We start from the raw sequence: 18,691 nt of genomic DNA on the forward strand, positions 1-18,691 counted from the left end.
GTGCTCAGGATTGTTTCACAGGCTGCACGGTGATGACCTGGGGTGGTGTGGCATCAGCCGGATAGACCAGCCGAACGCGCACCTGCTTGGCTTCCCCTGGTTTGAGCATCAGCTGTCCCAAGGACGGCCCCTTCTGCCCCTGGCGCAGCACCAGGTGCTGGGTCTGGCGTCCCTTGGGAACACCCTCTGGATCTTCCAGGCCCGTTGTCTGCACAGGTCCGCGGAACATCACCGGGCCATTGAGGTCATCGCGGAAGCGCAGGAAAGAGGCTTGGCCGTTGCCTTTTAGGGGCGAATCCAGCGACAACTGCAGTGTCACTGCGGCTGGGCCGTTGTTTTCCAGCGGCAGGGTGAGGTCGTATTCCACCCCGTAGTTGCCATGGGCAGCCCAGGCGGTGCCGGGATAAAAGCTTTTGAGCTCCGCCGTTTGCACCTGGTTGGTGGCGAGGGTGCCGCGCTCCAGGCTGCTGATCGGCCAGGAGATGGGGGTCTTGGGTGCGGCCAGCACCGAGCTGCCCGGGTCGGTGATGCGCGCCCGCCAGCTGCTGCCGACCTGAACACCGCTCACCCGGGAATAAATGATCTTCCCCTTGCTGCCCCGTGGGGTGGGTTGATGCTCCTTACTGCTCATGTGCTGGTCCTTCAGCAGCTGCAGCCAGTGCTGCTCGCTTGGAGGATTACCGTCGTTGCCATGGGCGGCCAGGATGGCCATCGCCACCGGCCCGGAGCTGTTGAAGCGCAGTTGCAGGTTGCGGCCGTTGAGCAGGGGGTCGAGACCGGCCACGGGTATGGGCAACAGCAGCAGCTGTGTGGGTGAGCCTGGAGCCAGGGTCCAGCGGCGCTTGGCGAGTTCCGCTGCGCTGCGACCGGCCAACAGATCTCCGGCAACGCGGCTGCCGGGTCCTGCCGCCACCACGTCGGTGGTCTCTGGCATCAGGCTCGGCAAAGGCAAGAAGGGGGCCTGGGTCTGGCCGGGTGTTGTGGCCTGAGAGAGAGAGGTGCTGCCCGAGAGCAGCTGCAGGGTTACAGGAGCGTCGTTCCCCAGCGGAGCCGCGAGCACCGCCAGCCACAGTGTTGAGCTGGGGCTGCCCTCCGCATCACCTGCGTACACGTGGTGGCTGAACAAGTCAAAGCGACCGTTCAGCACCACCGGAACCGACGCCGCCTCCCCATCGGGGAAGGTCGAGATCAAGATGCCGTCGTCCTCGATCAGTTCGGGGTTGTTGTCGTTCACCATCAATACGCTGTCGAGGGCTCCCGGTAAGGGGCGAACGCTCTGCTGTCGCTCAATCACCTCCGCAGCGCCGGGAATTCCCATCACGGTCAGCCAGGCAGCAGACAACAGCGGGGCGAGCTTCATGGTTAAGGCGGGACAGGGGTGGATTTGAGGTGCGGTGCCATGGCGGCGGCGAGCTGACGGATTAGTTCGGTGGATCGGGGGTCGTTGAAGGGGCCTTCCACCAGAAATCCCGCCACAGCACGTCTGCCGTCGGGGAGTTCGATCAGCCCGGCATCGGCATAAGCGATGCCGATGTCACCGGTTTTGTTGTACACGCGGTATCCCTTGCGGGCCAGGCTCGCGTCAGTTGCCCCCTGCGCTCCACCGAGGCCGCGCATCAGGCCTGTGGGGAGCAGCGTGTTGGTGATCGACGTCCCCATCACCTCGCGAAACAGATCCCGGCTACGGGGGGCCAGCAGCTCACCGCTATCAACCAGGGCAATGGCCCGGCTGAGATCCCGGGCACTGGTGGTGTTGGTGCCGTCGAGATCTGGTAGCCAGTTGTTCACCACGGTGGAGGGGAGGTCGAGCTCCTGAAAGCGGGAATTGACCCTGTCCATTCCCCCCGCCCGAGCAATCATCAAGTTGGTGGCGGAGTTGTCGCTAACCCGGATCATTTCCGTCGCTACCTCATAGGTTGGGAAGCGGCTGCCCAGGGGCCGGGAGGCCATCCAACCGGCCCCTCCCCCCACCAGCTCTTCGGTGAGAGTGAGCGGTTCGTTCCACTGAAGCGTTCCCTGATCCAGTAGCTCCAGCACCGCGAGCAGGATCGGCGTCTTGATCGAGCTGGCAGCGGCCATCGGGCGCTCGGCCTGCATGGCCGCAAAGCGTCCGTCGTCAAGGATCAACATGTAGGCGCTGGCCTCCAGATCGGTTTGTTGCGCGGCCAGCTCCACCCATCTCTGCGACAGCGCCTTGATTTCCTGTCTGGGGGCAAAGCGTGCCTGCTTGAGGCCCTTCGCCACGGCAGGTGCATTCTTCTTATGTTTTGCGGTGTCTTCAGCTCCGGGCGGCTCCACGGCCTCGCCTAGCAGCGTGGTGATCAAGGCTTGATCGGCCAGCCAGCTGGGCAGTGAGATCTTCTGCTGTTGAACGCGCGGGGCCAGCAGCCGCAGGCCTGTGCCGGTGAGCAGTCCCAGGCCCACCCCCATCAAGACCAGCCGCAGGATGAGTTGGGCCGGGCCTCTCCAACCGGCGGAGCGACGTGACGAACGACTGCTGCTCAACCTTTCAGCCGTGAATGTTCGGCAGAGATTAGGGGCGGTTGGCTCGGATGGCCCAGCGCAGTTGGCGCACCATCCCCCGCAGCAGAGCGACTTCTTCGGCGTGCACGGTGGCGCGTTGCAGCAGATCCCGCACCTTGGCCATACGTGCGGCGGCGGTGTGCTCCAGCAGGAAACCGGCTTCCAGCAGCAGGTCGGTTGCGTCGTCCAGTAAGGCTGACAGTGCTTTGGCCGCTGCCGGGTCCGGCGATGGGGGCTCGATGCTGCGGCTTTCGGTTGTGCCGCTGTTGAGTCGGGCTAACTCATGCAGCACCACAGCTACGGCGTGGGACAGATTCAGCGAGGGATAGGCCTCACCGCTTTGCAGGCAGAGAACCCGTTGGCAGAGCCGTAGCTCACTGTTGCTGAGCCCGCGGTCTTCTCGTCCGAAGACCAGGGCCACGGGGGCGTCAGCGCTGGAGTCGCTGCCATCGCTGGCCAGCAACCAACCCAGGGCCTGCTCCGGTGTTTGCAGTGGAATCTCACCATGGTCGAGGCGTCCGCAACTGCCCACGGTGCGGCGGCAATCGTTGATGGCCGTCAGTAGGTCGGGCACCACCACGGCGGACTGAAGCAGTGCCTGCCCGTGCACGGCCATCTTATGTGCCTGTTCGCTGAGATGGTCACATCGCGGAGCCACCAGCCGCAGTTCGCTCACCCCGAAATTGGCGCAGAGCCTGGCCACGCTTCCGATGTTGAGTGGGCCGGCCGGCTCGACCAGCACGACGATGGCATTCAAAGCAGCGGCTCAGCTGAGGGTGTGCAGGTAGGCAAGCAGGTCGGCCATCGATTGAGGTTCCATCTCAAAGCTCGGCATGGGTGGAGTCTCGCCGCTGATGATTTGGTGCACCAGAACAGGGTCTTTGAGCTGGTTGCTGACGCCCTGAAGTTGCGGGCCAACCAACCCCTGGCCGGCAAGACCATGACAACCAGCGCAATTGATCCGGAACAGCTGGCCGCCGTGGTCAACGGCCCCTTGTAATTCAAGGCTGGCCTTGATGTAGGGGTCCTGCTGGGCGTTCCCCAGAACCCAGAGCACCAGCACCATGCAGGCTGTGGCAGCCGACACCACAAGGGCTGCGATCAGGCCGCGACCCCGATCGCTCGAATCATTTTCATCAGCTGATGCCGATTCGGCCGCAATTCGTGACGGCTGGACCACAGACCTCGAGTTCCAATGAGAGAATTCTGCTCAATTCTGATTGCTGACGCGACGCAATGATCGAACCTCTGCTCTGCGGCATCGTTCTGGGTCTGATCCCCGTCACGCTGATGGGTCTTTTTGTTGCGGCATGGAACCAGTACCGCCGTGGTGGCAGCGCTCTGGGGGGCTGAGCATCAGCACGCTGCTGATGCCGTAGCGGCGCCGATCCAGAACCGTCCAACCTGAGCCCGGTACAGGGTTGATATTGGAGCGATGTTCACACACAACCAGCGAGTCCTGGTGAAGCCAATTCCCATGGGCGAGGGCGAGAAAGCAGGGTTCATAAAGGCCCTGGTCGTAGGGGGGGTCGAAGTAGATGATGTCGAATGGGTCCTGCCTCCACGCTTTGCGCAGCCATGCGATCACTTCCCGCCGTTCGGTGCGGATCTCCGGGGTCGGTGAAAGGCTTGCTGCCACCGCAGTGAGGTTGGAGCGGCAGATGCGGATGCACTGCGGATCTTGATCAACGGCCACCACACAGCTCGCACCCCGCTGCAGTGCTTCACAGCCCATGACGCCGCTGCCGCTGCAGAGGTCGAGCCAGCGGCAATCATGCAGGTGCGGGGCGAGGATGTTCATGACGGCCTCGCGCACCCTCGAGGTGGTGGGCCGAGCCGTGCGTCCCCCAGGGCTCAGCAGACGTCGACCACCACTGAGACGCAGTTGCCCTCCCCCGCTCATGGGAAGGGGTCAGCCCCGTTGCGAAGCCAGATCAACCAGCGCTTGAGCATCTGTTCTCCGGCATCGGACGACTTCTCCGGATGAAACTGGCAGGCGCCAACTCGGCCCCGCCAGACAACAGCGGTGACCTTCTGATCACCGAAGGGGGCCGAGGCCTTGAGGTCATTCGGATCGGTGGGAACAGCGGCGTAGCTGTGCACGAAATAAACCCATTCCGAGGGGGCTTTGCTGCTGAGCAGCGGACAGTTGCCGTGATGCTTCAACTGGGCCCAGCCCATGTGGGGGATGCGTTCGCCGCTTTTGCTGGGCAGGCGTTCCACCCGTCCGGCTAGAAGCCCCAGGCCTGGATCGTTGCCTTCATCGCTCTGCTCGAACAGCAGCTGCAGGCCAAGGCAAATGCCAAGCAAAGGACGGTCCTCTTGCCCCCAGCGCAGCAGATGGGGCACCAGACCCGTGGCCCTGAGGTTGGTCATGGCTGGATCAAAGGCGCCGACACCGGGCAGTATCAGCGCATCAATGCCCTCCAGATCATCGACATGCTGAATCAATGAGCAGCCTTGACCAAGTCGCTTCAGGCATTTCTCCACGGAGTGGAGATTGCCCATGCCGTAATCGATTAACCCGAGGTTCAGACTCAACCGGTTGATCTGTTCTGGAGAAGGATTCAGAGATACTTGGAGATGGTGCCTGAGAGGGTTGCCTTGGGAACAGCGCCTACCACCGTGTCCACCTTCTGCCCGCCCTTGAACACCATCAGGGTCGGGATGCTGCGGATGCCGTACTGGCTGGCAACGTTGGGATTCTCGTCGGTGTTGAGCTTGAACACCTTGATTTGACCGTCAAATTCCTTGGCGATTTCCTCAACAATCGGAGCCACCATGCGGCAAGGTCCGCACCAGGGTGCCCAGAAGTCCACGAGGACGGGCACGTCGCTTTGGAGCACGTCCTGCTCGAAGGATGCGTCGGTGACAGCAGCAGCGCTGGACATATGAGCAGGGGAATTTAGAGAGAATTTAGCAACGGTTTCAAGCGAAAACACAGCACTTGTCTGCCGAGAAGGGATCTGTGACAGTCGCTCTCGAAAAAGAGTGAAAGCCCGATCGCGCCGGGCCGGGGGGTGTGAGGAGTGTGTGGGCCGAAGCCCGCACACTCCTAATTTAGCCCTGCATTACTTGCCCATTCCGAGGTGCTGGGCCTTTTGGTAGACCTTGCCCTCCGTCAAGAGGGAGGGTGCCACGACCACCTCCACCTGCTGCATCTCCTTGATGGTTTGGGCTCCCAGAGTGCCCATGGATGTCTTTAGGCAGCCCAGCAGGTTATGGGTGCCGTCGTCCAATTTGGCCGGGCCTCGGAGGATGCGTTCGATGCTGCCGGTACAGCCCACATTGATGCGGGTTCCGCGGGGCAGCACCGGGCTTGGGGTGGCCATGCCCCAGTGGAAGCCTCGGCCGGGAGCCTCCTCAGCACGGGCGATGGGGGAGCCGATCATCACTGCATCGGCGCCGCAGGCGATGCATTTGCAGATGTCACCGCCGGTGACGATGCCACCGTCGGCAACGATCGGCACGTAGCGACCGCTTTCCTTTTCGTAATCGGCCCGAGCGGCGGCGCAGTCGGCAACCGCCGTGGCCTGGGGAATGCCCACGCCGAGAACCCCACGGGAGGTGCAGGCGGCACCGGGTCCAATGCCCACCATCACGCCGGCTGCGCCTGCCCGCATCAACTGCAGGGCCACGTCATAGGTGACGCAGTTGCCGATCACCACGGGAACGCCCATGTCGCGGCAAAGGGCTTTCAGATCCAGGGTTTCTTGGCCTTCAGGTCCGGTGTGGTCCGTTGAGACCACGGTGGCCTGCACAAAAAAGAGATCGGCTCCGGCTTCGGCAATGGCCTTGCCGAAACGCATGGCGGCCACCGGTGTGCCGCTGACGGCAGCGATGCCTCCCTGGGTCTTGATGTCCTGAATCCGTTTGCGGATCAGCGTCTCTTGAACCGGCTGGCTGTAGATCTCCTGCATCAGCGGGACGAAGTCGTCCTTGCCTACGGCGGCGATGCGATCTAGCACCTGATTGGGATCTTCGTAGCGGGTCTGAACACCCTCAAGGTTGAGCACGCCGAGGGCGCCCAGTTGGGACAGGCGAACGGCCATGCCCACGTCCACCACGCCGTCCATGGCGCTGGCGATGATGGGGATCTCGCGCTTGATGCCCCCTAAGGTCCAACGGGTATCGGTGACCTCGGGATCCACCGTGCGACCCCCAGGCACCAGAGCGATTTCATCGATTCCGTAGGCCCGGCGAACGGTCTTGGAGCGTCCGAGCTGAATGTCCACCGCGCGACTTCAATAAAGTCAGATCAAGCTACCAATCGGGATGATCGTCTCAGCTTGATCGGCCTGTCACACGGCTCCAGGTGGAGCGGACACCCTTGATGAAGTTGTCCCGATCGCTGTTGCGAATCAAGTTGCGTAGGGCGAAGTTCACCAACCAGATCACGCCGACCAGCTCCAGTAGGCCTGGAACCAGAGGGATGCTGTTGATGGTGTTGAGCACACCGGTATAAACCGTCGAAACCAGGCTGAAGACGATCAAGCCGCCAACCACCCGCAGCGGAAGCTGGGCCTTAGTCCAGAGCTCACCCAGATTGCTTTGCTCGAGCCAGTCCTTCACCTTGCCCACCAGTAGCTCCCATTCGCCACCCTCAAATTGGCCGCCGTCCTGATCGGTGCTCTCTTGAGCAGGAATCGACACGGTGGAGGCGATCACCGGGTCGGGCGTGGGCGATGGAGTGGGCTCGGGTGTTGGGGCAGTAATGGGTGTCGGAGTCGGTTCAGACTCCGGTGTCGGCGCAGGAGTGGGTTCTGGTGTTGGCGTGGGGTCGCTGCCTGGGATTTTGGCTTCAGGGCGCGGCTCGTCTACAGGACCCATCACGTCAGTGGAAAGCATCGGGATTTTATCCGGACTTTTCAGTTGCTTCCACTGTCCGAGATAGACTGATAGAGGACGTCTGAAGCACGTATGACGGATTCTTTGGGGCCTGGCGGCGGCGGTCCCGGCGGTCCCGGCGGTTCCGACGATCGGATTATTCAGACAGACCTACGCAACGAGATGTCGCGCTCCTACTTGGAGTACGCGATGAGCGTGATCGTGGGTCGGGCACTGCCCGATGCCCGCGACGGCCTCAAGCCGGTGCATCGCCGAATCCTGTACGCGATGTACGAGCTGGGCCTCACCAGCGACAGGCCTTACCGCAAGTGCGCCCGTGTGGTGGGCGAAGTGCTCGGCAAATATCACCCCCACGGCGACACCGCTGTGTACGACGCCCTGGTGCGCATGGCCCAGGACTTCTCCATGTCGATGCCTCTAATTGACGGGCACGGCAATTTCGGCTCGGTGGACAACGATCCACCGGCGGCCATGCGATACACAGAATCGCGGTTGCGGGCGCTGACCACCGACAGCCTCCTGGAAGACATTGAGGCGGAGACAGTTGATTTCGCCGATAACTTCGATGGCTCGCAGCAGGAGCCAACCGTGCTTCCTGCTCGGATCCCGCAGCTGCTGCTGAATGGTTCAGCGGGCATCGCCGTGGGGATGGCGACCAATATTCCGCCTCACAACCTAAATGAGCTGATTGATGGCTTACTCGCGTTGATCGCGAACCCGGAGGTCACCGATCAGGAGTTAATCCAGTTGATCCCTGGCCCGGATTTCCCCACCGGTGGTCAGATCCTGGGGCGGGAAGGCATCCGCGAGACCTACCTGGGCGGCCGTGGCTCGGTGACGATGCGCGGAGTGGCCAACATTGAAACGCTCGAGGTGCCAGGACGCCCCGATCGCGATGCTGTGATCATTACGGAGTTGCCCTATCAGACCAACAAAGCGGCGCTGATTGAGCGCATTGCAGAGCTGGTCAACGACAAGAAGCTCGAGGGTATTTCCGACATCCGCGACGAAAGCGACCGCGATGGCATGCGGATCGTGGTGGAACTGCGTCGTGACGCCTACCCACAGGTGGTGCTGAACAACCTGTTCAAGCTCACCCCATTGCAGAGCAACTTCAGCGCTTACATGTTGGCGCTGGTGAACGGCGAGCCAGTCCTACTCACCTTGCGCAAGATGCTCGAGGTGTTCCTCGACTTCCGTGTCGAGACTATCGAGCGCCGCACCCGCTACTTACTTCGCAAGGCCGAAGAACGTGACCACATTCTGCTGGGCCTGCTGCTGGCGCTCGATCAGCTGGATCCGATCATTGCCTTGATCCGGGCTGCTCCCGATACGGCCACGGCGCGGCAACAGCTGCAGGAGCGCCATGGCCTCTCCGACATCCAGGCCGATGCAATCCTGCAGATGCAGCTGCGTCGTCTGACGGCTCTGGAAGCTGACAAGATCCGGCTCGAGCACGAGGATCTGGTCACCAAGATCGCCGATTACAAGGACATCCTTGGCCGGCGTGAGCGGGTCTTCGGAATCATCCAGGACGAGCTCGGTCAACTGCAGGATCGCTACCAGACGCCTCGCCGCACCGAAATCCTTGACCTCGGTGGTGGCCTATCCGACATCGACCTGATCGCTAATGAACGTTCGGTGGTGCTGCTCACTGAGACCGGTTACCTAAAGCGGATGCCGGTGAGCGAATTTGAAGCCACTAGCCGCGGCACCCGCGGAAAGGCAGGCACCCGAAGCCAGGGTGAAGATGCGGTGAAGCTGTTCATCAGCTGCAACGACCACGACACCTTGGTGTTGTTCAGCGACCGCGGTGTGTCGTACGCCCTGCCCGCCTACCGCGTGCCCCAGTGCAGCCGAGCTGCTAAAGGAACGCCGGTGGTGCAGCTGTTGCCGATTCCCCGGGAAGAGGCGATCACATCCTTGATCCCGGTGTCGGAGTTCAGCGACGACACCGATCTGTTGATGCTCACCACTGGAGGCTTCATCAAGCGCACCCGGCTTTCGGCCTTCAGCAACATCCGTTCCAATGGTCTGATCGCCATCAACCTGGAGGAAGGCGATGCCCTCACCTGGGTGCGCCTGGCGGTGCCTGGCGACAGCGTCTTGATCGGCTCCAAAGCCGGGATGACCATTCACTTCCGCCTCAGTGACGAGGAATTGCGGCCCCTGGGCCGCACCGCCCGCGGCGTGCGTTCGATGAACCTGCGCGATGGCGATGCCCTTGTGAGCATGGATGTGCTGCCCGTGGAACTCGCCGATCAGGTGGCCGCCAGCGCCGACGATGAAGAGGATGCCGCCAGTGAAGGCCCCTGGGTGCTCGTGGCTTCGGCCTCGGGGCTGGGCAAGCGGGTGCCAGTGACGCAGTTCCGCTTGCAGAAGCGGGCCGGCATGGGCCTGCGGGCGATGAAGTTCCGCACCGAAGCTGATGAGCTGGTGGGGCTGAGCGTGCTCGGTGCCGGTGAGGAGTTGTTGCTGGTGAGCGAGAAGGGGGTGATCGTGCGCACCAGCGCCGATGCCATTCCACAGCAATCCCGTGCGGCAACGGGCGTGCGTCTGCAGAAGCTCGACAAGGGCGACCGTCTGCTGAAGGTGGTGCTGGTGCCGCCGGAAGCGGACGACGACTCTGCTGACGACGACACGTCAAACGACACCGATTCGAGTGACACTGAAAGCAGCGCACAGGACAGCTGACCTTGGCTGAGCCGGTGGATGTGCTGGTGTTGGGCGGCGGTCCTGCTGCCCTCTGCATCGCTTCGGAGCTGAACCAACGGGGTGTGGCTGTTGCTGGCATCGCCCCCGATTCGATCGACAACTCATGGCCGAACACCTACGGCATCTGGACCGATGAACTCAAAGCGTTGGGTCTCGAGCAGCTGCTGGAGCACCGCTGGAGTGACACCGTCAGTTATTTCGGTGAAGGCGGATCAACGGCTCAGGATCAGAGCTATTCCCACGGGATTGACTACGGCTTGTTCGATCGATCTGCTCTGCAGCGTTATTGGCGGGAGCGGGCTGATGGTGTTGTCTGGCATCAAGACACGGCCGAACGGGTAGACGCAACCGGTCCAATCGCCAGCGTCCGTTGTGCATCGGGAACGATTTTGAATGCGCGATTGGTGATCGATGCCTCCGGTTCGCGCACGCCCCACATTCGCCGCCCGAATCAGGGGCCGGTTGCGGGCCAGGCGGCTTACGGCGTGGTGGGACGTTTCTCCGGACTGCCGATTGAGCCGGGCCGGTTTGTGTTGATGGACTACCGCTGTGATCACCTCAGCGCAGCACAGCGCAGCGAACCACCCACGTTCTTGTATGCGATGGATCTGGGCGATGGGGTGTTCTTCGTGGAAGAAACCTCGCTTGCTTTGGCACCGGGTGTTCCCTACGACGTACTCAAGCAACGGCTACAACAGCGTTTGGGTCTGCGCGGCGTGGAGATCACCGAGGTGATCCATGAGGAGTTCTGCCTTTTCCCGATGAACCTGCCGCTGCCGGACCGCAACCAGCCTGTTCTGGCTTTTGGGGGTGCGGCGAGCATGGTGCACCCAGCTTCGGGCTACATGGTGGGATCGCTGCTGCGGCGGGGTCCTGATCTGGCCCAGGCCATCGCTGAAGCCCTCGCCAATCAAAGCCTTGGCTCAGAGGCCTTGGCACAAAGGGGTTGGCAGGCGCTCTGGCCGATTGAGTTGGTACTGCGCCATCAGCTCTATCAATTCGGTTTGGGCCGCTTGATGGGCTTCAACGAAGCGTTGTTGCGCACCCACTTCGCCACGTTTTTCTCGCTGCCCAGAGAGGAGTGGTTTGGCTTCCTCACCAACACCCTGCCGCTGCCGCGCTTGATGGGGGTGATGCTCCACTTGTTTGCCCTTTCGCCTTGGGAATTGCGGCGGGGGCTGGTGCTGGGGGCGGCTCAGGGGCAAGCTCCGCGCTTTTGAGATTGTTTCAGGTAAGTTCCGATCCCTCAGTTGGGGGAGTGATGAACACCAATGGATTCCCTGTTTGGGGGACCTTTTGGTTCATTCGTTTGGAGCTGAGGGGGTCACCGGGGCCCAGTCGAGCGGCTGAATCAGCGGGAAAAGGCGGTCATCCATCTGTACCTCCTCGAGCCAGCCCTCAGGCAGTTCGGTTGTGCCGTCGATCGCCTGCATCAGTTGCCAGAAGCGGCCCAGGTGGCGTTGCACCCGTTCTCGGGCAAGTTCGGTGGTGGTGCCGGCCCGAAGGATGAAGCTCCAATCCGACGACTGCGCCAGCAATAGTTCCCGAGCCGCCTGTCGCAGCCACTGCATCGCCTGCTCGCTGCCCACCCCGCGGCTGCAGCGCTGCACCATCGCGGCGCTGGCCTTTTCCCACTCGGGGATGATCCAGGAGTTGCTGTCGTTCAGCCAGTAGTCGTGATAGCCCCCTTGCCCCCAGCTGGAGGGGGAAGGATCACAGAGCTGAAGTTGGCCAACGCTGTTCAGTACATCGCGTAGCCGGGTGAAGGCCACCCCTTCCTGGGGAGCCTGTTCGAACAGCTGGCTGAGAAAAGCCGGCCCTTCAAACCACCAGTGGCCGAACAGTTCCGCATCGAAGGGCGCCACCAACAGTGGGGAAACTTCCATGGCATTCTCGAGCTGATCCAACTGCCGGTGGCGGCCCTGTAAGTAATCGGCGGCATGCTCTTTCACCCGTTCAGCAGCCACACCTGGTTCGTAGGGGCGTTTGCGGTCCAACGGCGCGCTGTGATCGGTCACTCGATGCAGCTTCAGGCCCAGCGGGCGAGGCTGATCCAGCCTCAGGGGCTTGAGCTCTTCGATGGGTAGGTCCCAACCCAGATCTCGGTGGAATTCCCGGTAGTGGGGATCGCCGGGGTAGCCGTCCTTGGCCGACCACACCGGCAGGGTGGCGTCACTGTCACGCCCGAAGAAAGCCACCCCGTTGCGGCTGCAGATCGGCGCGTACACGCCGTAGCGGGGCCGGGGCCGGCCATGCAGCAGCCCATGCCCGTCCAGCACGGCGTAGCGAAGCCCGGCATCGCGCATCCAGCGGTCCAGGCCCTCGTAATAGGCGCATTCGGGCAACCAGATCCCCAAGGGGCGTTCGCCCACCAGGCGTTGGTGTTCCCGCACCGCCGTGCGCAGTTGGCCGCGCACCGCTTCCGGGTGATGGCGCAGCAGGGGCAGATAGCCGTGGGTGGCGCCGCAGGTGAGCAGGTCCACCACCTCATCGCGCTGCAGGGCGGCGAAGCGCTGGATCAGATCGCCGTCGCAGCTCTGCCAGGCCCGCTTATGTCTCTCGATTGCGGCCGCAAGGTGCTCGGCGCCTGCACGCAGTGATGGGTCGGCCTTCGGGAGGAGATCCAGCCGTTCTTTCAGCCACTGGGGGAAACGCTTCTTCAGGTCGTGATCACTCAGCAGCGACAGCAGCGTCGGCGACAAGCCGATGGTGAGTCTGGGCTGCTGGTTGGGGTCGGCGCTGGCCAGCTCCAGCGTTTCCAACAGCGGCAAATAACACTCGATGAGGGCCTGGAAAAACCAGTCCTCTTCCAGGGAGCCAGGTTGTGCCGACCGCACGTAAGGCAGATGGGCATGCAACACCAGGGCGACAGCGCCTTTGGTCACGAACAAGCCCAAACGGTGGCTGACCTTAATCCGTTTCCCCCTTGGGGGCTGAACTAATATGTTTTAACTCATAGTCATTCCGACTAAGACCTCCGCTGGAGCCTCTTCCATGGCCAAGGACCCCGGTCGCGTCCTGATTTTTGACACCACCCTGCGGGATGGTGAGCAGTCGCCCGGGGCGAGCCTCAACCTGGAGGAAAAGCTGGCCATTGCCCAGCAGCTGGCGCGGCTCGGTGTGGATGTGATCGAGGCGGGATTTCCCTTTGCTAGCCCCGGTGATTTCGCCGCTGTGCAGCGGATTGCCCAGCAGGTGGGTGGCGATAACGGCCCGATCATCTGCGGCCTGGCCCGTGCCTCGCGGGCCGACATCAAGGCCTGTGCTGATGCCGTGGCGCCAGCACCGCGCCGTCGCATTCACACCTTCATCGCCACCAGCGACATCCACCTCGAGCACAAGCTGCGAAAGAGCCGTGGCGATGTGCTCGGCATCGTTCCCGAAATGGTGAGCTATGCCCGCTCCCTTGTTGAAGACATTGAGTTCTCCTGTGAAGACGCCGGCCGCAGCGATCCGGAGTTTCTCTACGAGGTGATTGAGGCGGCGATTGCTGCTGGCGCCACCACGATCAACATTCCCGACACCGTCGGTTACACCACCCCGTCGGAGTTCGGTGCCTTGATCGCAGGGATCAATCAGCACGTGCCCAACATCGGCGATGCCGTGATCTCCGTGCACGGCCACAACGATCTCGGCCTGGCCGTAGCCAATTTTCTCGAGGCCGTTAAGAACGGCGCGCGTCAGCTCGAATGCACGATCAATGGCATTGGCGAACGGGCCGGCAATGCCTCCCTCGAGGAGTTGGTGATGGCGTTGCACGTGCGGCGGCGTCATTACAACCCGTTCTTTGGCCGGGATGAAGACAGCCCCACGCCGCTTACGGCCGTGCGCACCGAAGAGATCACCAAGACCTCAAGGTTGGTGTCCAATCTCACCGGCATGGTGGTGCAGCCCAACAAGGCGATTGTTGGTGCCAATGCCTTCGCCCATGAATCCGGCATCCACCAGGACGGCGTTCTCAAGAACCGGCTCACCTACGAAATCATCGATGCCAAGACCGTGGGGTTGTCCGACAACCGCATCTCCCTCGGCAAGCTGAGCGGCCGCAGTGCCGTTCGCGCCCGTCTGGAGGAGCTGGGCTACGACCTCATCCGTGAGGACCTTGATGAAGCCTTTGCCCGCTTCAAGGAACTTGCTGATCGCAAGCGCGAGATCACCGACCGTGATCTCGAGGCGATCGTCAGCGAACAGGTGCAGCAGCCGGAAGCCCGCTTCCAGCTCAAGCTCGTGCAGGTCAGCTGCGGCAGCAGCCTGCGCCCCACTGCCACCGTCACCCTTCTCGATGAAGAGGGCAGTGAGGCCACAGGTTCGGCGGTGGGCACCGGTCCGGTGGATGCCGTCTGCCGTGCTTTGAATGATCTGGCGGGTGTGCCCAATGAATTGATCGAGTTCTCGGTCAAGTCGGTCACCGAGGGCATCGATGCCATGGGCGATGTGACCATTCGTCTGCGCCGCAACGGTGCCCTCTATTCCGGCCACGCTGCCGACACCGATGTGGTGGTGGCGGCGGCGATGGCTTTCGTGAATGCCCTCAATCGCCTTGTGGCCGGAGAGGAGCGCCAGTCATTGCATCCCCAGAAGGATCCTGTTGTTCTGGAGAGCCGACCGACGCTCTAGATCCGACGCCATGCGCACCTCCACCGCTCGGGCTGTCCAGCTGGTGTTGCTGATTCTTCTGGCGCTGCTGGTGCTCACGCCGTTGCTCTGGTTGGTGAGCACCTCGCTCAAGGGTCCGGCCGAAGACATCTTCAGGAGTCCGCCGGCGTTGCTGCCCGCCCAGCCGAGCCTCGATGCCTACATCCGGCTGTTTCGAGACAATCCCCTCACCACTTATCTGTTGAACAGCACCGTGGTGAGTGGCCTGGCGGTGCTGGCCAACCTGCTGTTCTGCTCCCTGGCCGCCTACCCCCTGGCCAGGTTGCGCTTCGCCGGCCGAGGCCTCGTGCTGGGCTTGGTGGTGGCCACGATCCTGATCCCGTTTCAGGTGGTGATGATTCCGATGTATCTGCTGATGGTGCAGCTGGGACTGCGCAACACTCTGCTGGCCCTGGTGATTCCCCAGGCAGCCACCGCCTTTGGTCTCTATCTGCTGCGCCAGAGCTTCCTCGGCGTTCCCAAGGAGCTGGAGGAGGCGGCACGGATTGATGGCTGCAGCCGCCTGGGGGAATGGTGGAACGTGATGATCCCCGCCGCCAAAGCCGATCTGATCACCCTGGCGATGTTCGTCTTCATCGGCACCTGGAGTGATTTCCTTTGGCCGCTGGTGATCCTTGACGACCCATCCCTCTACACCTTGCCTTTGGGCCTGCAGCAACTATCCAGCAGCTTTTCGCTGGATTGGCGCATCGTTGCCGCCGGCTCGGTGGTCTCAATCCTGCCGGTGCTGGTCTTGTTTGTGCTGTTGCAGCGTTTCATCCTGCCCAATGCCAGTGGGGATGCGGTGAAGGGATGAAGGAGCTGTGGTGCGCATGGCTGCGAAGGCATCCATGCGTTCTTGGATCACACCCATCTGTTGGCTGAGCAAGTCGCTGTGAGCACGCTTCGGCGCGCGCTCCTCCAGCTGATCGATCCGTTCCCGAAGCGCCTAGATGCGTTGGTTGTGCTGACGCAATCCCTGCAGCGGGGTCACCACCAGAACACTCACCAGCGCCAGGCTGCCTCAGCTGATCAGTTTCATCAGCATCCAACCTCACCCACTTGGACCGATGCTGACTTGAATGGGGGCACGCAACAAGTTTTGCCGGGATCTCTCTTGAGGATCTGGATCGGTTTCTCACCCTTGGCGACAGCGATCCCGATCTGGCCAAGACCCTGGCGCAGCCCATGGACCTCGAGCGGTTTCTCAGGCTCGCTGCTGAGCATGGCTTTGCCTTGAGTGAGGCGGATGTCTTCGCGGCGCAGCAGCGTGAGCACCACGTGCGAACGGCAGCTGAGCTTCAGCAGGATCAGGCTGCGGAAGTGCGGCTCCTGAGCAATTTCATCCACGGCTGATCCCCGCCGCCTCTCATGTCATTGATCTAGCTTCACCACGTCTGGTGTTTCCCCGTGCACTTCGCCAATCCAACGGGCGTGGTTCACTGCACCTTCGTGGGTGTGAAAGATCCAGGCGTTGTCAGGGGACGTTTGGCGTTCGATGCGTTGATCCACGGCATTGACGCCGAGATAGCCGCCGGCTGAACAGGACCGCAGCACGTAGCGTTCGGCGTACTTACTGAGCATTGGCTGAGAGGGCTCTATTTGGTCGCTAGCGATGCATTGCTGCGGCTTGGCGCGAACTGCAGAATTGCTTTTACTTTTCTTCCTTGAGGGTTAATAAAGTTTGTTGTTGCCAGCTCAACCCCTTGGGTGAGGCAAAGCGGCTCTGATGTCCTCCCTCACGGAACCAGGGGGTGCTGAGGGACTCGATCTCCAGATCGTCCAGGTTGAGAGACCATGTGTCTTGCAGGTAGCCGCGCAGTTGCTCCAGCTCGGGCCGATAGGGCTGTTGCCAGTGAACCACGGCCAACTTCACCGGCCGTGAGCGGAGAATCGCCAGGCGGTGATTCGGATCGCCATCGTTGGCGGGCTGAATCGACTCCTCCAGTTGCTCCTCGCAGACGTAGAGCCGCAGTGGCCCGCTGCTGTCGGCCTGGGGAAGTGGATATTTGTTGAGATAAAGGGCCCGTGCTTTTTGAAACGCTGCCCCCGGAGCCTTCACCATCAGCGCGTTGTAGGCCTGCTGGAGCTGTTCACTCATGCCGTTGCCGTCCCGTTGCTGGCTCAAGTGTGTGAATGACGCTCGGCCACGATTATGGGAAGATGGTGACACTTCCGGGATTGGACTGCGATGGCCAAGCGTCGCTCCCGCTACCGGTTGGTTGGCCTCGACGGTCAACCGCATCCGGTGCTCGACGCCCCCTACGACACGTTGGAACTGGCACTCGCTGATGCCAGCGAGTGGTGCACGGGGCAAGGGTCCCGATGTTCCATGGGTCAGCAGGGTATTGCGGTTGAAGTGCGAACTGACAGCGGCAGTTGGCGCACCATCGACTACCCAGTGAGTTGCTTGAACCGATCCAGTGCGACAGTGGGTTGATGTGGGTCAGTGTTGACCTCTGCGTGGTGCCGATCGGTGTCGGCGTCAGTCTTTCGCCTTACATCGCCGCCTGTGAGCGGGTGATCGCTGCCACGGGCTTGAGCCATCAGCTGGGTCCCAATGGCACGGCGATTGAAGGCCCGTGGGACGAGGTCATGGACTGTGTGCGGGCTTGTCACGCCGAATTGCATGGCATGGGCGCCCCGCGCCTTTACACAACGCTCAAGCTCAACACCCGCACCGATCGGCAGCAGTCGTTCGCTGAGAAGGTCGCCTCAGTGAAAGAGCTTCTCGGCGATTAAAAATCTGTAGAACTTCGGTGGGTTTCGATCCGGACTGAGCCGATCTTGAGACCAATGAGATCGTTGTGTGGTCCCTGGCTTGATGGGTCGCGGTTTCAGGGCTGCGCTGTTGGCACTGCTGGTTGTGCAGCTGACGGGCAGTGCTGTTCAAGCGTCAACGTGGGATCGCATTGCCAGTTACCTGCGCATGCTGCAGCGGGCGGGGGTGAATGCCCTGGTAGCGAGAGACTGCCCTTTGGGCTTGCTGGGGGCCTTCCATGAGGGCAAGCAGGCCCTGTTGATGTGCGGCAACAACCTCCCCGATGATCCAGCGGTGGTTTGGGTGGTGCTGGCCCATGAATCAGCCCATGTGATGCAGTTGTGCAACGGCGGCAATCTGATGCCGGCGGCCTTGCTCAGTCGTGAGGTGGAGCTGGCCCGTCAGCAGGACCCCAATCGTTTTCATGAGTTGCAGCTGTATCACTCGAGTCAGCATCACGTTGAGTTCGAAGCCCGGCTGATTCAGGCCCTGCCAGAGGAGCAGGTGGTGGCCTTGTTTGAAAAACACTGCGCCAAGCGGCTCTCCCCTTGAAGCTGCTGATGCGGGACCCATGGCTGATAGCGGTCGATAAGCCCGCCGGCCTGCTGAGCCAACCGGGCCTGGGGCCGGAGCAAAGCGATTCTGTGATCACCCGCTTGCAGCAGCAGGATCAAGGCCTGCGCCTGGTTCACCGCCTGGACCGCGACACCTCGGGGGTGCTGCTCTTGGCCCGAAGCGCTGATGCCCTGCGGCGGCTCAGTGCCCTGTTTGCTGAACGAAGGATCAACAAGCTGTATCAGGCGGATGTGGAGGGGGAGCTTCACGGAAGCGGCTGCATTGCTAGCCCGTTGGCGCGTCTCTCGCGCCAACCGCCGCGCTACGGCAGCCACCCGGAGGGTCGTCTGGCGCTGACGATCTGGCGAGCCCTTGCCGCTGGTTCCCACTGCACGCGGCTCTGGTTGCGTCCGCTCACGGGGCGCTCCCATCAGCTGCGGGTCCATCTGGCCGAACGGGGCCATCCCATCGTGGGAGATCCGATCTACGGGGATGTCGGCCGTTCCTTTCGCATGCATCTGCATGCCCAGGCCCTGAGCTTTCGACATCCATTTACTCAGCAACGCGTCCGTTTGATCGCGCAGGAGCTTCCCTTTGCAATTGAGTGCTGAACTTGGACGCTGCGCAGTGGCAACACCAAGGCGATTCCCCTGG

21 protein-coding genes and 1 pseudogene are annotated in these 18,691 nt (G+C 62.1%); 10 read left to right on the forward strand and 12 right to left on the reverse strand.

Features of this window, described 5'->3' with window-relative positions; translation table 11 throughout:
- Positions 1 to 4 precede the first annotated feature (4 nt).
- From FZZ85_RS00240 to FZZ85_RS00255, 4 genes are read right to left on the reverse strand one after another with little or no spacing between them, the layout of a single operon-like run.
- A complete protein-coding gene (locus FZZ85_RS00240) occupies positions 5 to 1,360 on the reverse strand; it encodes a DUF3370 domain-containing protein (RefSeq protein WP_226411066.1) in 1,356 nt (451 codons plus the stop codon).
- Positions 1,361 to 1,362: 2 nt separating this feature from the next.
- Positions 1,363 to 2,505, reverse strand: a complete 1,143-nt coding sequence (locus FZZ85_RS00245; RefSeq protein WP_226411068.1) for a serine hydrolase — start codon at positions 2,503 to 2,505, stop codon at positions 1,363 to 1,365.
- Positions 2,506 to 2,533: 28 nt separating this feature from the next.
- Positions 2,534 to 3,280, reverse strand: coding sequence for an RNA methyltransferase (locus FZZ85_RS00250; RefSeq protein ID WP_226411070.1), 747 nt, complete (start codon positions 3,278 to 3,280; stop codon positions 2,534 to 2,536).
- Positions 3,281 to 3,289: 9 nt separating this feature from the next.
- Positions 3,290 to 3,703, reverse strand: coding sequence for a c-type cytochrome (locus tag FZZ85_RS00255; RefSeq protein ID WP_226411072.1), 414 nt, complete (start codon positions 3,701 to 3,703; stop codon positions 3,290 to 3,292).
- Between the two features lie 56 nt (positions 3,704 to 3,759).
- On the opposite strand from FZZ85_RS00255, the gene petG reads away from it, so the two are divergent.
- The gene (petG, locus tag FZZ85_RS00260; protein WP_071823076.1) at positions 3,760 to 3,876 is read left to right on the forward strand and encodes a cytochrome b6-f complex subunit V; all 117 of its coding nucleotides are present in this window, start codon (positions 3,760 to 3,762) and stop codon (positions 3,874 to 3,876) included.
- A gap of 13 nt (positions 3,877 to 3,889) precedes the next feature.
- Here petG and rsmD read toward each other — a convergent pair.
- The 5 genes and pseudogenes from rsmD to FZZ85_RS00285 form a co-directional block, all read right to left on the reverse strand.
- Positions 3,890 to 4,426 (reverse strand): annotated as a pseudogene (gene rsmD / locus FZZ85_RS00265) (16S rRNA (guanine(966)-N(2))-methyltransferase RsmD); the annotation flags it as partial.
- The gene (hisH, locus tag FZZ85_RS00270) at positions 4,423 to 5,064 is read right to left on the reverse strand and encodes an imidazole glycerol phosphate synthase subunit HisH (protein WP_226411074.1); all 642 of its coding nucleotides are present in this window, start codon (positions 5,062 to 5,064) and stop codon (positions 4,423 to 4,425) included. The gene hisH and the pseudogene rsmD, both read right to left, overlap by 4 nt.
- Before the next feature lie 26 nt (positions 5,065 to 5,090).
- Positions 5,091 to 5,414 (reverse strand): thioredoxin, encoded by a 324-nt coding sequence (gene trxA / locus FZZ85_RS00275; protein WP_006851354.1) that lies wholly within the window; start codon positions 5,412 to 5,414, stop codon positions 5,091 to 5,093.
- A gap of 180 nt (positions 5,415 to 5,594) precedes the next feature.
- On the reverse strand, positions 5,595 to 6,758 hold the full coding sequence (locus FZZ85_RS00280) for a GuaB3 family IMP dehydrogenase-related protein (RefSeq protein ID WP_226411076.1): 1,164 nt from the start codon (positions 6,756 to 6,758) through the stop codon (positions 5,595 to 5,597).
- 49 nt (positions 6,759 to 6,807) lie between these two features.
- Positions 6,808 to 7,371: a CAAD domain-containing protein gene (locus FZZ85_RS00285; RefSeq protein ID WP_226411078.1), complete on the reverse strand. Its 564-nt coding sequence runs from the start codon at positions 7,369 to 7,371 to the stop codon at positions 6,808 to 6,810.
- A gap of 72 nt (positions 7,372 to 7,443) precedes the next feature.
- Between FZZ85_RS00285 and gyrA the strand changes: the two genes are divergently transcribed.
- Both gyrA and crtL read left to right on the forward strand, forming a co-directional pair.
- Positions 7,444 to 10,065: a DNA gyrase subunit A gene (gene gyrA, locus FZZ85_RS00290; RefSeq protein WP_226411080.1), complete on the forward strand. Its 2,622-nt coding sequence runs from the start codon at positions 7,444 to 7,446 to the stop codon at positions 10,063 to 10,065.
- Between the two features lie 2 nt (positions 10,066 to 10,067).
- The gene (gene crtL, locus FZZ85_RS00295; protein ID WP_226411082.1) at positions 10,068 to 11,306 is read left to right on the forward strand and encodes a lycopene beta cyclase; all 1,239 of its coding nucleotides are present in this window, start codon (positions 10,068 to 10,070) and stop codon (positions 11,304 to 11,306) included.
- An 81-nt stretch (positions 11,307 to 11,387) separates the two neighbouring features.
- On the opposite strand, the gene FZZ85_RS00300 is transcribed toward crtL, so the two are convergent.
- Positions 11,388 to 12,971: a 1,4-alpha-glucan branching protein domain-containing protein gene (locus FZZ85_RS00300; RefSeq protein WP_226411084.1), complete on the reverse strand. Its 1,584-nt coding sequence runs from the start codon at positions 12,969 to 12,971 to the stop codon at positions 11,388 to 11,390.
- Between the two features lie 109 nt (positions 12,972 to 13,080).
- Here FZZ85_RS00300 and FZZ85_RS00305 point away from each other — a divergent pair, with 109 nt between their 5' ends.
- The 3 genes from FZZ85_RS00305 to FZZ85_RS00315 all read left to right on the forward strand — a co-directional run bounded on the left by FZZ85_RS00305 (position 13,081) and on the right by FZZ85_RS00315 (position 16,077).
- Positions 13,081 to 14,703, forward strand: coding sequence for a 2-isopropylmalate synthase (locus tag FZZ85_RS00305; RefSeq protein ID WP_226411086.1), 1,623 nt, complete (start codon positions 13,081 to 13,083; stop codon positions 14,701 to 14,703).
- 10 nt (positions 14,704 to 14,713) lie between these two features.
- A complete protein-coding gene (locus FZZ85_RS00310; protein ID WP_226411088.1) occupies positions 14,714 to 15,538 on the forward strand; it encodes a carbohydrate ABC transporter permease in 825 nt (274 codons plus the stop codon).
- A 347-nt stretch (positions 15,539 to 15,885) separates the two neighbouring features.
- On the forward strand, positions 15,886 to 16,077 hold the full coding sequence (locus FZZ85_RS00315; protein WP_255615914.1) for a bacteriocin: 192 nt from the start codon (positions 15,886 to 15,888) through the stop codon (positions 16,075 to 16,077).
- Positions 16,078 to 16,095: 18 nt separating this feature from the next.
- Here the strand turns inward: FZZ85_RS00315 and FZZ85_RS00320 are convergent, their stop codons facing one another.
- Together FZZ85_RS00320 and FZZ85_RS00325 are read right to left on the reverse strand one after the other, a co-directional pair.
- Positions 16,096 to 16,305: a hypothetical protein gene (locus tag FZZ85_RS00320; RefSeq protein WP_226411090.1), complete on the reverse strand. Its 210-nt coding sequence runs from the start codon at positions 16,303 to 16,305 to the stop codon at positions 16,096 to 16,098.
- Positions 16,306 to 16,375: 70 nt separating this feature from the next.
- Positions 16,376 to 16,822 (reverse strand): hypothetical protein, encoded by a 447-nt coding sequence (locus FZZ85_RS00325; protein ID WP_370631105.1) that lies wholly within the window; start codon positions 16,820 to 16,822, stop codon positions 16,376 to 16,378.
- 90 nt (positions 16,823 to 16,912) lie between these two features.
- Between FZZ85_RS00325 and FZZ85_RS00330 the strand changes: the two genes are divergently transcribed.
- From FZZ85_RS00330 to FZZ85_RS00345, 4 genes are all read left to right on the forward strand, one after another.
- Positions 16,913 to 17,161, forward strand: a complete 249-nt coding sequence (locus FZZ85_RS00330; protein ID WP_226411094.1) for a hypothetical protein — start codon at positions 16,913 to 16,915, stop codon at positions 17,159 to 17,161.
- A complete protein-coding gene (locus FZZ85_RS00335; protein ID WP_226411096.1) occupies positions 17,161 to 17,463 on the forward strand; it encodes an MTH1187 family thiamine-binding protein in 303 nt (100 codons plus the stop codon). The genes FZZ85_RS00330 and FZZ85_RS00335 overlap by 1 nt, the downstream gene beginning before the upstream one ends.
- 82 nt (positions 17,464 to 17,545) lie before the next feature.
- Positions 17,546 to 18,034 (forward strand): hypothetical protein, encoded by a 489-nt coding sequence (locus FZZ85_RS00340; RefSeq protein ID WP_226411098.1) that lies wholly within the window; start codon positions 17,546 to 17,548, stop codon positions 18,032 to 18,034.
- An 8-nt stretch (positions 18,035 to 18,042) separates the two neighbouring features.
- Positions 18,043 to 18,648 (forward strand): RluA family pseudouridine synthase, encoded by a 606-nt coding sequence (locus tag FZZ85_RS00345; protein ID WP_226411100.1) that lies wholly within the window; start codon positions 18,043 to 18,045, stop codon positions 18,646 to 18,648.
- Positions 18,649 to 18,691: the final 43 nt, after the last annotated feature.

Origin of the sequence: Synechococcus sp. MU1642 (assembly GCF_020514115.1) — a bacterium.
Lineage (GTDB): Bacteria > Cyanobacteriota > Cyanobacteriia > PCC-6307 > Cyanobiaceae > Parasynechococcus.